General features: G+C 68.5%; 15 protein-coding genes and 1 tRNA gene. 12 read left to right on the top strand and 4 right to left on the bottom strand.

The features are described 5' to 3' along the window. Positions 1 to 62: 62 nt before the first annotated feature. From HMJ39_RS06135 to HMJ39_RS06110, 6 genes are all read left to right on the top strand, one after another. Positions 63 to 139 (top strand) — tRNA-Arg (locus tag HMJ39_RS06135). Between the two features lie 357 nt (positions 140 to 496). Further along, positions 497 to 1498, top strand: a complete 1002-nt coding sequence (locus HMJ39_RS06130; RefSeq protein WP_161383221.1) for a DUF5924 family protein — start codon at positions 497 to 499, stop codon at positions 1496 to 1498. A 69-nt stretch (positions 1499 to 1567) separates the two neighbouring features. Then, positions 1568 to 2158: an ANTAR domain-containing response regulator gene (locus HMJ39_RS06125; RefSeq protein ID WP_194296651.1), complete on the top strand. Its 591-nt coding sequence runs from the start codon at positions 1568 to 1570 to the stop codon at positions 2156 to 2158. Then, entirely contained in the window at positions 2155 to 3336 is a 1182-nt protein-coding gene (locus HMJ39_RS06120; RefSeq protein ID WP_194296650.1) for a CmpA/NrtA family ABC transporter substrate-binding protein, read from the top strand. The genes HMJ39_RS06125 and HMJ39_RS06120 overlap by 4 nt, the downstream gene beginning before the upstream one ends. Positions 3337 to 3466: 130 nt before the next feature. Further along, entirely contained in the window at positions 3467 to 4282 is an 816-nt protein-coding gene (locus HMJ39_RS06115; protein WP_194296664.1) for a cytochrome c oxidase assembly protein, read from the top strand. A 1-nt stretch (position 4283) separates the two neighbouring features. Next, positions 4284 to 4877, top strand: a complete 594-nt coding sequence (locus HMJ39_RS06110; RefSeq protein ID WP_194296649.1) for an SCO family protein — start codon at positions 4284 to 4286, stop codon at positions 4875 to 4877. Positions 4878 to 4954: 77 nt separating this feature from the next. Here the strand turns inward: HMJ39_RS06110 and metE are convergent, their stop codons facing one another. Beyond that, on the bottom strand, positions 4955 to 7243 hold the full coding sequence (metE, locus tag HMJ39_RS06105; protein ID WP_161383214.1) for a 5-methyltetrahydropteroyltriglutamate--homocysteine S-methyltransferase: 2289 nt from the start codon (positions 7241 to 7243) through the stop codon (positions 4955 to 4957). A gap of 92 nt (positions 7244 to 7335) precedes the next feature. On the opposite strand from metE, the gene HMJ39_RS06100 reads away from it, so the two are divergent. Further along, positions 7336 to 8253, top strand: coding sequence for a LysR family transcriptional regulator (locus tag HMJ39_RS06100; protein WP_161383213.1), 918 nt, complete (start codon positions 7336 to 7338; stop codon positions 8251 to 8253). Between the two features lie 9 nt (positions 8254 to 8262). Here the strand turns inward: HMJ39_RS06100 and HMJ39_RS06095 are convergent, their stop codons facing one another. From HMJ39_RS06095 to HMJ39_RS06085, 3 genes are read right to left on the bottom strand one after another with little or no spacing between them, the layout of a single operon-like run. Further along, the gene (locus HMJ39_RS06095; protein WP_194296648.1) at positions 8263 to 8442 is read right to left on the bottom strand and encodes a hypothetical protein; all 180 of its coding nucleotides are present in this window, start codon (positions 8440 to 8442) and stop codon (positions 8263 to 8265) included. Continuing rightward, positions 8429 to 8893, bottom strand: a complete 465-nt coding sequence (locus HMJ39_RS06090) for a CYTH domain-containing protein (RefSeq protein WP_194296647.1) — start codon at positions 8891 to 8893, stop codon at positions 8429 to 8431. The genes HMJ39_RS06095 and HMJ39_RS06090 overlap by 14 nt, the downstream gene beginning before the upstream one ends. Before the next feature lie 19 nt (positions 8894 to 8912). Next, positions 8913 to 9491, bottom strand: a complete 579-nt coding sequence (locus HMJ39_RS06085; RefSeq protein WP_194296646.1) for a lipocalin family protein — start codon at positions 9489 to 9491, stop codon at positions 8913 to 8915. A 159-nt stretch (positions 9492 to 9650) separates the two neighbouring features. Between HMJ39_RS06085 and ccmA the strand changes: the two genes are divergently transcribed. Genes ccmA through ccmE form a run of 5 tightly spaced genes read left to right on the top strand, consistent with a single transcriptional unit; the run spans position 9651 to position 12435 of the window. Further along, the gene (gene ccmA, locus HMJ39_RS06080; RefSeq protein WP_407645798.1) at positions 9651 to 10259 is read left to right on the top strand and encodes a cytochrome c biogenesis heme-transporting ATPase CcmA; all 609 of its coding nucleotides are present in this window, start codon (positions 9651 to 9653) and stop codon (positions 10257 to 10259) included. Next, positions 10256 to 10927: a heme exporter protein CcmB gene (ccmB, locus tag HMJ39_RS06075; RefSeq protein ID WP_194296645.1), complete on the top strand. Its 672-nt coding sequence runs from the start codon at positions 10256 to 10258 to the stop codon at positions 10925 to 10927. The genes ccmA and ccmB overlap by 4 nt, the downstream gene beginning before the upstream one ends. A 38-nt stretch (positions 10928 to 10965) precedes the next feature. Beyond that, positions 10966 to 11733, top strand: coding sequence for a heme ABC transporter permease CcmC (gene ccmC, locus HMJ39_RS06070; RefSeq protein WP_161383206.1), 768 nt, complete (start codon positions 10966 to 10968; stop codon positions 11731 to 11733). Between the two features lie 2 nt (positions 11734 to 11735). After that, the gene (gene ccmD / locus HMJ39_RS06065; RefSeq protein ID WP_161383204.1) at positions 11736 to 11951 is read left to right on the top strand and encodes a heme exporter protein CcmD; all 216 of its coding nucleotides are present in this window, start codon (positions 11736 to 11738) and stop codon (positions 11949 to 11951) included. Then, on the top strand, positions 11935 to 12435 hold the full coding sequence (gene ccmE, locus HMJ39_RS06060; protein ID WP_194296644.1) for a cytochrome c maturation protein CcmE: 501 nt from the start codon (positions 11935 to 11937) through the stop codon (positions 12433 to 12435). The genes ccmD and ccmE overlap by 17 nt, the downstream gene beginning before the upstream one ends. Positions 12436 to 12507: the final 72 nt, after the last annotated feature.

Genomic DNA, 12507 nt, shown 5'->3' with positions numbered 1-12507 from the left:
CTTGACTGGGCCCGGGCGATTGGGAATAATGCGCGCCTCTTGACGGCAACGCCGACAAGCCCGCACCGGTAGCTCAGTTGGATAGAGCATCTGGCTACGAACCAGGAGGTCGGGGGTTCGAATCCTCCCCGGTGCGCCATCTCAAACGAAAAGGCCCCGCTCCCAAAAGGAGCGGGGCCTTTTCGTTTGAGATGCCATACCGAGGAAGTATTTAGAGAACCCCCCAGGGTTCGACAAGCCGGCCCAAAGGGCCGGCGCAGGACGCCGCCGCAAAGCGGCGGCGCCCCGAAGGGGTGAGCCCGGGCCCAAAGGCCCGGGCGAATCAATCCTCCCCTCTACGTCGAATAGCACCACGCCCATCCCAAAAGCCCGGCAAGCGAAGCAAAGCCCAACGCCCCCACCCCAATTTTTACAAGCCACCCGGGAAACCATCCGGTAGCCTGACCCTCGAACACGCATCACCACCCACGCACCAGACCCAGGACGCCACACCACCATGCAAGCCCGCTGGCTGGAAAGCCTCAACACGCTCCTCTACCGCCTGCGCCACCTCTGGGCGGTGGGCAGCTTTTCCCTGGGCCTGGCCAGTTACTTCCTGGTGGAACGCAAACCCTGGCTGGCGGCGGTGCTCACCGCCGTTCTGGTGGGCACCTGGCTGGTGCTGCTCACCGAGAACTTCTGGCTGCGCCGCTTTCGCGGCGGGGCCATGGAGCCCCTGGCCCAGGGCGCCTTGAAGTTGATGCTGCAGGGCGTGCACCAGGAGGCGTTCTTCTTCAGCTTGCCGTTCGTGATCCTCCAGTGGTCCGGCGGCGCCGAGTACTTCCTGTTCACCGGCCTGGTGATCGCCGGCGCCCTGGTGAGCATCATCGACCCCTTGTATTTCCGGCTCGCCGGCCACCGGGCGCTGTATTTCGGCTTCCATGCCTGGGCGCTGTTCGTGGCGTTGCTGGTGCTGCTGCCGCTGATCTTCAAATGGCCCACCAACTACGCGCTGGACGGTGCCGCGGTGCTCACCGCCCTGTTCGCGCTGCCCAGTTTCTGGCGCGTGGGCGGGCCCAGGCCGGCCTACCGCTGGGCGTTGCTGGTGGTGTTTTCCGGCGCCATCGCCACGGTGCCGTTCTGGGGCGCGGCCCTGGTGCCGCCACTGACCCTGTCCCTGGAGGAGCGGGCCATGGCGGCGAGCATCAACCGGGCCAGCCGTGAGCCGCTGGTCACCGGCCGGCGGTTCGCCGCCTCGGAGCTGGATGACGGGCTCTACGCCTACACCGCGATCCGCGCCCCCCTGGGCCTGGGGCAGCCGGTGAGTCACTATTGGTACCATGACGGCGAGCTGGTGGATCGCATCGGCCTGCATCTCACCGGCGGGCGCCGGGAGGGCTACCGCACCTGGTCGCACAAGGCGCACCTGCCGGCGCCGGCGGCGGGCGACTGGCGGGTGGAGGTGCGCACCGACAAGAATCAGATCATCGGCGTGCTGCGCTTCACCATCACGCCGTAGCGCGTTATCGGGGTTGGCACAGGCATTGCTAATCACACTACTGCCGAGGTGGGTACGGGAAATACGGCCATGACGCCGAACATCATGCTGGTGGACGATCAGCCGCCCCGGGCGGCGTTGCTGGAGCGGGCCCTGGAAGACCTGGGGCACGGCGTGCAGGCGCGTCTGACCAGCGCCGCCGGCCTGGCCGGCAAGGTGCGCGCCGGGGCGCCGGCCCTGGTGCTGGTGGACATGGACGCCCCGGACCGGGACGCCCTGGAAAGCCTGGCCCTGGACGGCGATGACGCCTTGCCCCGGCCCTTGCCCCTGTTCTGTGACGACGAGGCGCTGGTGGTGGCGGCTCTGCGCGCCGGCGTCAGCGCCTATGTGGCCGGAGGTTCGGACCCGGCCTGGGTGCGCGAGGTGGTGGCGGTGGCCACCGCCCGCTATCGGGAATACCGGGCGTTGCGCGAGGAATTGGAGGGCGGCGTCGCGGATCCCGCCGCCCAGGCGCAGATCGACGCCGCCCGGCGCCTGCTGATGCGGCGCCGCCGCTTCAACGAACCCGCCGCCGACGCCGCCCTGCGGCGCCAGGCGCTGAACACCGGCCAGCCCCTGATCCAGGTGGCCCGGTCGTTGCTCGCCTTCGCGGATTTGCTCAAGGCCCGGGGGGGACCATGACCGACACCGCCGTGCGCATCGGCTATATGCCGCTCACCGACAGCCTGCCCCTGGTGGTGGCCCGGGAAGCCGGGTACTTCGCCGAGGAGGGCCTGGACGTGACCCTGCGGCCGGAATGGAGCTGGGCCAGCCTGCGCGACCGGCTGCTGGTGGGCGAGGTGGAGGCGGCGCCCATGCTGGCCCCCTTGCTGCTGGCCACCTCCCTGGGGCGGGGCGGTCTGCGCCGGTCCCTGGCCACCGGGTTTTCCATGGGGCTTAACGGCAATGGCATCACGGTGTCGCCGCTGCTGTTCCATGGCCTGCGTGCCCTGGCGGAGGGCCCCACGCCCCAGGACATGGCGCTGGCCCTGAACCGGCTGGTGGCGGCGCGGGCCGCCGCCGGCGACGCGCCGTTGGTGCTGGCGGTGGTGTTTCCCTATTCCTGTCACGCCTACCAGCTGCGTCACTGGCTGGCGGTGGCCGGCCTGGACCCGGACCGGGACGTGCGTCTGGTGGTGCTGCCGCCCTCGCAGATGGTGGACCACCTGCGTTTGGGGCACATCGACGGGTTCTGCGTGGGCGAGCCCTGGAACAGCCTGGCGGCGCACACCGGCGCCGGCCACTGCCTGCTGTCCGGTTACCAGGTGTGGGAGAACGCCCCGGAGAAGGTGCTGGCGGTGACCCGGGACTGGGCGGAGGCGCATCCGGAGACCCACCGGGCTCTGCTGCGCGCCCTGCACCGCGCCGCCGAGCACGCCGACCGGCACCTGCTGGACTGCCTGGACCTGCTCGCCCATCCGGCCTGGCTGGATCTGCCCGCCGAGGTGCTGCGCGCGCCTTTCACCCAGCGCCTGCCCGGGGGCTTGGTGGGGCAGCCGTTCCCGGCCCATCACTTCCATGTGTTCGCCGGCTTCCAGGCCAACTTTCCCTGGCGTTCCGACGCCGCCTTCCTGCTTGGCGAGATGGCCCGCTGGGGGCAGGGCCCGGCCGGCGACCGGGCGGCCCTGGCCGCCCAGTGCTACCGGCCGGACTGGTTCCGCGCCGCCCTGGACGGGCTCACCAGCCTGCCGGCGGTGGACGCCAAGCCGGAGCAGGGCCACGCCGCTCCCTGGCAGTTGCCGGGCTCCGCCGGGCCGGTGGAGTTGGGTCCGGACCGCTGCCTGTCCTACCCGGATACGGAACAGCTGGTGCCCGGCTAGGGCGGCGCCGGGCCGGCGCGGCGAAACGCCGCACCGCCCACCTTGACGCGGGCCGGGCGGCGACGCACCCTTGGCACCGCGATCCGGGCCGGCGCGGCCGGCCCTTCCCGGTGAAGGCCCGTTCCTGTTCATGTTGCACACCCTGCTGGGCGCGCTGACGCCCTATATCCTGTCTCCGGTCACCGTGCTGCTGTTCGCCGTCACGGTGTTCGCCTACCTGCTCGGCTGGCGGCGGTTGGCGGCCCGGGGCCGGCGGCCCTCGGCGTGGCGTGCCCTGTCGTTCTTCCTGGGCGTGCTGCTGTGCTACGGGGTGATGCACACCCAGTTCGATTACTACGCGCGCTACATGTTCTTCGTGCACCGGGGCCAGCATCTGGTCCTGCACCACCTGGGCGCTTTCCTGATCGCCCTGGCCAATCCGCTGCCGGTGTTCGCCGCCTGCGCCGGGGGGCGCCGCTTCCCGCGCCTGGCGGCGGCGTTCCGGCCGGTGCGCCGGGTGCTGTTCGATCCGGTGGTGGCCACGGTGCTGTTCGTGGGCCTGATCTTTTTCTGGCTGACGCCGTCGATTCACTTCGACGCCATGCTCAACCTGCGACTCTACGAGCTGATGAACTGGTCCATGCTGGTGGACGGCGTGATCTTCTGGCTGGTGATCCTGGACCCGCGCGATCCGGACCGGGCCGGCACCTCGTGCTTCGGGGTGCGCTTTCTGATGCTGGTGGCGGCCCTGTTTCCGCAGATTCTGCTGGGCGCTTACATCACCTTCGCCGACGCCGGGCTCTACGACGTCTACGCGGTGTGCGGCCGCGCTTTCGCCATGGACCCGGCCACGGATCAGGTGCTGGGCGGTATCCTGACCTGGATTCCCGCCGCCATGATGACGATTCTCGGCGCCCTGGTGGTGCTGCGTTTATACCTGCGTTACGACACTGAAAAAGGAGGCTGACATGGTCCGTTCCATTCTTGCCGCGCTGCTCGCCATGGCGATGCTGCTGAGCGCGGGATGCGATTCCTCGGGCGTGGAATTCAACGGCAAGGACATCAGCGGGCTGATGCCGGACCTGAAATTCTCGCTCACCGGAGAAAACGGCGAGACCGTCACCGAGGCCCGCTACCAGGGCGAGGCGGTGGTGCTGTTCTTCGGCTATACCCACTGCCCGGATTACTGCCCGACCACGCTCACCGCCCTGGCCCAGGCCCTGGGGAAGCTGTCGCCGGAGGAGCGCGAGCAACTGCGCGTGCTGTTCGTGAGCGTGGACCCCGAGCGTGACACGCCGGAGCTGCTGGCCAAATACACCGGCTACTTCAGCCCGCGGGTGGACGGCCTCACCGGCGACAAGGAGGCGCTGGACGCGCTCACCAAGCGCTACCGCACCGCCTACAGCTACGGCGAGCCGGACGCCAACGGCAACTATCTGGTCAACCACGGCCTGGCCATGTACGGCTTCGATCGCGATGGCAAGGTGCGGGTGTTCATGCGCAACGATCAGCCGGTGGAGCGGATCGCCGAGGACCTGCGCGCGCTGATCCGCATTCAATAAAAAAACGGACCCCGAAGGGTCCGTAGCGCGGGAAAAAAGGGGAGGGCGGTGCGTCCTCCCCTTTTCGCGGTACCCGGTCAGCCGGCGCGCAGCTGCTTGGCGGCGCTCACCATATTGGCCAGGGCGCCCTCGGTTTCCTCCCATTTTCGGGTCTTGAGCCCGCAATCCGGGTTCACCCAGAGCCGTTCCTTGGGCAGCCGGTCGGCGGCCTTGTGCATCAGGTCCACCATCCAGTCCACCGCCGGTTCATTGGGCGAATGGATGTCGTAGACCCCGGGGCCGATGTCGTTGGGATACTCGAAGTTCTGGAACGCCTCCAGCAGCTCCATGTTGGAGCGGGACGTTTCGATGGTGATCACGTCCGCGTCCATGGCGGCGATCGCTTCGATGATGTCGTTGAATTCCGAGTAGCACATGTGGGTGTGGATCTGGGTTTGGTCCGCCACGCCCACGGTGGCCAGGCGGAAGCATTCCACCGCCCAGTCCAGATAGGCCCGCCAGTCGTCCTGGCGCAGGGGCAGCCCCTCGCGGAACGCCGGCTCGTCGATCTGGATCACGCCGATGCCGGCTTTCTCCAGGTCCTGGACCTCGTCGCGCAGGGCCAGGGCGATCTGCCGGCAGGTGGCCTGGCGGGGCTGGTCGTCACGCACGAAGGACCACTGCAGGATGGTCACCGGCCCGGTGAGCATGCCCTTCACCGGCTTGTCGGTGAGCGACTGGGCGAAGCGCAGCCACTCCACGGTCATCGGGTGCGGGCGGCTCACGTCACCGAAAATCACCGGCGGTTTCACGCAACGGGAGCCGTAGCTCTGCACCCAGCCGAATCGGGTGAAGGCGAAGCCCTCCAGCAGCTCGCCGAAGTATTCCACCATGTCGTTGCGCTCCGGCTCGCCGTGCACCAGCACATCCAGGTCCACCTGTTCCTGGTAGCGGATCACCCGGGTGATTTCCTGCTTCATGCGCTCGTGGTAGTCGGCGTCGCCGAGCTTGCCGGCCTTCCAGTCCCGGCGCGCGGCGCGGATTTCCGGAGTCTGCGGGAAGGAGCCGATGGTGGTGGTGGGGTAGGCGGGCAGCTTGAGCGCCGCCTGCTGTTTGCCGATGCGCTCGGCGAACGGGCTCAGCCGGTCCCGGGACAGCCGGTCGGCGCCGGCCAGGCGGTCCGCCACCGCCGGGTTGTGGATGCGCGGTGAGGTGGCGCGGGCGGCCACGGCGGCCCGTTGCGCTTCCAGGGCCGGATGCACGCTGTCGTCGCCGTCCAGGGCGCCGCGCAGCACCGCCAGTTCCTGGAGCTTCTGCTTGGCGAAGCTGAGCCAGCCTTTCAGCTCGTCGTCGAGCTTGTCTTCCTGGTCCAGATCCACCGGCACGTGCAGCAGGGAGCAGGACGGCGCCAGCCACAGCCGGTCGTCCAGTTGATCGCGCAGCGGTGCCAGGGTTTTAAGCAGCGCGTCCAGATCGGCGCGCCAGATATTGCGGCCGTTGATCACGCCCAGGGACAGCACCTTGTCGCCCAGGCGCGGCAGCACCTGTTGCAGGTCGTCGTCACCGCGTACCCGGTCCAGGTGCAGGCCGGCCACCGGCAGTTGCAGGGCGGTGAACAGGTTGTCGCGCAGCCCCTCGAAGTAAGTGGCCACCAGCAGTTTCAAGTCGGCCGCGCCGGCCAGGCTGTCGTAAACACGCAGGTAGGCGCGCTGCCAGTCGTCGGGCAGATCCAGGGCGAGAATCGGCTCGTCGATCTGCACCCAGGCCACGCCCTGGTCGGCGAAGCGCCTCAGGATGTCGCGGTACACCGGCAGCAGGCGCTCCAGCAGGGCCAGCTTGGCGGTGTCGGTGGCGCCCTCGAAGGCGTCGCCCTTGGAGAGGTAGAGGTAGGTGAGCGGGCCCGGTATCACCGGTTTGGGGTCATGGCCCAGGGCCTTGGCTTCTTCCACCTGCTCGAACAGGCTTTCCCGGGCGATGCGGAAGCTCTGGTCCGCCGCCAGTTCCGGGACGATGTAGTGGTAGTTGGTGTCGAACCACTTGGTCATCTCGCAGGCCGCCGCCGGGCTGCCGCTGGGCGCCCGGCCCCGGGCCATGCGGAACAGGGTGTCCAGGTCCACGGGCTGGTCGTCGCCGTGGCCGAAGCGCGCCGGCACCACGCCGAGCAGGCAAGAGAACTCCAGGATCTGGTCGTACCAGGCGAAATCGCCCACCGGCAGCGGCGACACGCCGGCTTCCGCCTGCAGGGCCCAGTGGCGCTCGCGCAGGCTGCGGCCCACGTGTTCCAGTTCGCTTTGCTGCAGGGTGCCGGCCCAGTAGGCCTCCACGGCCTGCTTCAGTTCCCGGCGCGCGCCGATCCGGGGAAAGCCGAGATTGTGTAAACGGGTCATGGTTGCGTCCTTACGTTTCGAATGGCGCTATTGTGGCGGTGGCTCCACTTGAGGCAAAATCAAATTTCTAATTCTTGTTATGAGGGTTTCTCATGTTGGAGCTGCGCCATCTGAACACCCTGCTGGCGATCCGGGAGGCGGGCAGCCTGGTGGAGGCGGCGGAGCGGCTGCATGTCACCCAGTCGGCGTTGTCTCACCAGCTCAAGGATCTGGAGCACCGCCTCGGGGTGGCGTTGATCGTGCGCCGCACCCGTCCGATCCGTTTCACGCCGGCGGGCCAGCGCGTTCTGGAGCTGGCCCACCAGGTGTTGCCCCGGGTGCGGCGCACCGAGACCGAGCTGCGCCGGCTGGCGGCCGGGCGCAGCGGCCGGCTGCACATCGCCATCGAGTGTCACTCCTGCTTTCAATGGTTGATGCCGGCCCTGGACCGGTTCCGGGAAGGATGGCCGGAGGTGGAGCTGGATCTGTCCGCGGCGTTCAGCTTCACCCCGCAGAGCGCCCTGGTACGCGGTGATCTGGACATGGTGATCACCTCGGACCCGGTGGACGACGAGGCGGTGCGTTATCTGCCGTTGTTTCGTTACGAGCTGGTGCTGGCGGTGGCGCGGGGTTCGGCCCTGGCGCGGCCTGGCTTCGTCAGCGCCGGGGATCTGGCCGAGCAGGTGCTGATCGCCTACCCGGTGGAGCACGAGCGCCTGGATGTGTTCACCGCCTTCCTGGATCCGGCCGGGGTGGCGCCGGCCTCGGTGCGCACCGCCGAGCTGACGCCGATGATGGTGCAACTGGTGGCCGCCGGCCGGGGCGTGGCGGCGCTGCCCAACTGGGCGCTCACGGAATACCTGGATCTGAAACTGGTGGAGGCGGCGCGGCTTGGCGAGGCGGGGGTGTGGCGCACCCTGTACGCGGCGGTGCGCGACGGCGACGAATCGGTGCCGTTCATTCAGGAATTCATGGAGACCGCTCGGGAACTGTGTTTCCAGAACCTTAGCGGAATCAAGCGCGCCGGTTGAGCGCCGGCTTCAGGAAGGCGGGCCTTGGGGAGCCAGGGGTTTGACCCAGTAGAGCTGCTTGTGGCCGCGCTTGCGGTAACGCTCGCAGACCCGGTTCGCCTGGTCCCGGGAGTGAAAGCGGCACACCACGAAGACGTTGCCGTTGTCGTCCTGTCGCCACAGGATGTACTGCACGCTACCAACGGCCATAGGGGGTGCGGCTCAGGGCGCTGTTGTAGTAGCGCGGGTCCCCGGTGACCTCCTCGCCAAGCCAGGGCGGCCGGGTGAAGGGCTGATCCTCGTCGTCCAGCTCGATCTCCGCCACCACCAGGCCGTCGTTGTCGCCATGGAACACGTCCACTTCCCAAACGTGGCCGTCCAGGGGCAGGCGATAACGGGTCTTGTCGATCACCCCTTCCGGGCACATTTCCTCGAGCATGGCGCGGGCGTCGTCCGCCGGTATCGGGTATTCGAACTCGCTGCGCCGGGCGCCACGGGTTTCGCCCTTGATGGTCAGCCAGGCCTGGTCGTCGCGGACCCGCACCCGTACCGTCGCTTGACGGGCGTGGCTCAGGTAACCCTGGATCAGGCGTTCGCCGTCCACGCCGTCGAGAAAGTCGGTGCGGTTAACGCGGAATTTGCGTTCGATTTCCACCGCCATGGGAACCTCCCGGGCCGGATCAACCTTCCACCGGCGCCGGCGACGCCGGCACCAGATCGCGGTTGCGCTTGAGTTCGTCCACCGGGAAACCTTTCTCCCGGGCACCCTCCACCAGAGCCTGATACTGGTCCTCGGGCAGGCGCGGGTCGCGGGCCAGGATCCACAGATAGTCGCGGCCCGGCTCGCCGATCACCACGGTCCGGTAATCCTTGTCCAGGGCGATGATCCAGTAGTTGCCCTCGGCCACCTTGGGCAGCAGTCGGGAGAACCAGTTGTCGAAGCGCACCTTGAGTTTGGCGTTGCCGGAATCAGGCACCACCCGCGCTTCGCCCTCGGCGACGCTGGGGCCGTCCTCCCGCTGGCAGCGGTTGATCACCCGCAGGCCGCCGTCGTCCATGGGTTCGTAGGTGGCGGTGGAGTTGTAGCAGCCGCGCTGGAACCATTGCGGCAGCCGGGCGATTTCGTACCAGGTGCCGGCGTAGCGCTGCAGGTCCACCCGGTCGACGGTGGCCAGGGGCCGGTCGCCGCCGCCGCAGGCGCTCAGCAGCAGGGCGAGTACGGCGCCGCCGGCGGCGGCGCGCGGAATCGGAAAACGCATGGCCGGAATCCTTTCGACGCGAAACAAGGCGCCCTAGTCTAGCCTACTTCGGCCGCCCTCGTCCGGGACGCGCCGGATCCGACCTGGATCAAGGTCACGGGGCATCCGGGGCGCTATCGCCATGCTATACTGCCGCGCCGATTCAGGGAGGTTCTGACTATCACTGCGCCACGCCTCACAGTGCGCCGTCTAAGCTGCGAGCGGGATGACCGGATGCTGTTCCGGAACCTGGATTTCTCCGCCGACGACGGCCAGATCTGGCAAATCACCGGCGCCAACGGCGCCGGCAAGACCACCCTGCTGCGCATCCTGGTGGGCCTGCACGGTTTCTACGAGGGCGAGGTGCGTTGGGCCGGGCCCCTGGCGCCGTCGCTGCTCTACCTGGGCCACCAGCCCGGCGTGCGTGAGGAACTCACCGCCCGGGAAAACCTCCGATACAGTCAGGCCCTGGCGGGCCAGAGCGGCGACCCGGACGCCGCCCTGGATGCCCTCGGCCTGTACGGCTTCGAGGACGTGCCCGCCGGGCGCCTGTCCGCCGGCCAGAAGCGGCGCATCGCCCTGGCCCGGCTGTGGCTGGGCGGCAAGCGCGTCTGGGTGCTGGACGAGCCCTTCACCGCCATCGACCAGGATGGCGTGGCGCGGCTGGACGCACGCCTGCGCGAGGCCGCCGCCGGGGGCACCCTGGTGCTGTACACCTCCCACCACCGGGTGGGCGAGGGCGTGCATCGCCTGCACCTGAGCGGCGACGGCGCCGAGGTGCTGGCATGAGCGGCATCTGGTGGGCGTCGCTGCGCCGCGAACTGACCCTGATCTGGCGGGCGCCGGCGGACATGGTGCAGCCGCTGTTCTTCTTCGTGGTGGTGGTGAGCCTGTTCCCGCTGGGGCTGTCGCCGAAGCCGGAGCTGCTGGCCCTGGTGGCGCCCGGGGCGGTCTGGGTGGCGGCCCTGCTGGCGGTGATGCTGTCCCTGGATGGCCTGTTCCGCCGTGACCAGGAAAGCGGCGCCCTGGACCAGATGCTCACGGCCCCCGTGGTAACGGTGGTGCCGGTGAGCGCCAAACTGCTGGCGCACTGGCTGCTCACCGGCCTGCCGCTGGCGCTGATCGCGCCGCTGCTGGGCTACATGATGCAGCTGCCGGTGGCGGTGCTGGATACGCTCATGGTGAGCGTGCTGCTGGGCACGCCGACCCTGACCGTGGTGGGCGCCATCGGCGCCGCGCTCACGGTGGGGCTCAACCGCGGCGGTATTCTGCTGGCGGTGCTGGTGCTGCCGCTGTACATCCCGGTGCTGGTGTTCGGCGCCGGCGTGGTGCGCACCGCCCAGGACGGGTTGCCCACCGACGGGCTGCTGGCGGTGCTGGGCGCGATCCTGGCGCTGGCGTTGAGCCTGGGGCCGGTGGCCGTGGCGCTGGGTCTGCGCATCAGCGCCGGAGACTAACGCCCTGCATGCTGAATCGAACGAAGTGATGATCGTTTATGTGGAAAACAATTAAACGCTGGTACCACCAGCTTGGTTCACCGCGCTACTTCTACGGCTTCTGCAACGCCGTGCTGCCCTGGCTGGTGCCCATCGCCCTGGTGGTGCTGGCGGTGGGGCTGGCCTGGGGCCTGGCCTGGGCGCCGGTGGAGCGCTACCAGGGCGACAGCTACCGCATCATCTACATTCACGTGCCGGCCTCCAGCGGCGCTCTGATGGGCTACATCGCCATGGGCGTGGCGGGCCTGGTGGCGCTGGTCTGGCGCATGAAGATGGCCGAGGTGATGCTCAAGGCCCTGGCGCCGTTCGGCGCCGTGCTGGCGGCGGTGTCCCTGCTTACCGGCGCGCTCTGGGGCAAGCCTACCTGGGGCACCTACTGGCAGTGGGACGCGCGCATGACCTCCATGCTGATCCTGCTGTTCCTGTATCTGGGCATCATCGCCCTGCAAAGCGCCATCCGCGATCCGCGCCAGGCGGCCCGGGCCGCCTCCCTGCTGGCGGTGGTGGGGGTGATCAACGTGGTGATCGTGAAGTATTCCGTGGAATGGCTGCAGACTCTGCATCAGGGCGCCACGCTGAAGATGGTGGGCGAATCGTCCATCAACGACGCCATGAAGTATCCGCTGCTGATCAGCATGCTGGGCCTGTGGCTGCTGTACGCCGCCAATGTGCTGATTCGGGCCCGCGCCGAGGTGCTCAGCCGCGAGCGGCGTAGCGGCTGGGTGCGCAAGCTGGTGGCCCCGGCCGGCGGCAAGGGCGGGAGGTAAGCATGTATTTCGACAGCTTCGCCGACTTCGTGGCGATGGGAAACCACGGCTTCTACGTTTGGACCGCCTACGGATTGAGCGCGCTCCTGATCATCGGCAATATGCTGTTCGCGCTGCGCCAGCAGGGACGGGTGCGCGCCGAGCTGGCGCGCCGGGCGCGCCGCGATGCCCGCGACAACGCAACCTCTTCGGAGCACCTTGATGAATCCGGTTCGTAAACAACGTCTGATGGTGGTGCTGGCCATTCTGGTCGGCCTGGCCATCGCCGTGGGGCTGGCGGTCTACGCCCTGCGCCAGAACATCAATCTGTTCTACACCCCGCAGCAGGTGGTCAACGGCGAAGCGCCGGTGGGCACTAAAATGCGTGTCGGTGGTTTGGTGGAGGAGGGGTCGGTGCGCCGCGATCCGGAATCCCTGAACGTGACCTTCGCCGTCACCGACGGCAAGGGCACCTTCGAGATCCATTACCAGGGGATTCTTCCCGATCTGTTCCGCGAAGGGCAGGGCGTGGTGGCCAACGGTACCCTGGTGAGCCGCGACCGCTTCGAGGCGGACGAGGTGCTCGCCAAGCACGACGAAACCTACATGCCACCGGAGGTGCAGGATGCGCTCGAAAAAGCCGGACACCCGGGTAACGCCGGGAAAACCGACCAGAACGCCAGGGACGGCGGCGGCTACGGCGGCCAGTACGGCGATCAGTAAGGCCGGCGGCCCGCTGGCCCTGCTGGTGGTGGCGGAGGGCGCGCCGGGCCCGGCGCGAAAGTGATTGTCGCC

The organism is Alloalcanivorax profundimaris, assembly GCF_015265435.1.
In the GTDB taxonomy this organism is placed as follows: Bacteria; Pseudomonadota; Gammaproteobacteria; order Pseudomonadales; family Alcanivoracaceae; genus Alloalcanivorax; species Alloalcanivorax profundimaris.
The sequence above is the reverse complement of the archived record's forward strand: the minus strand, read 5'-3'. Positions and strand labels throughout refer to the sequence as shown.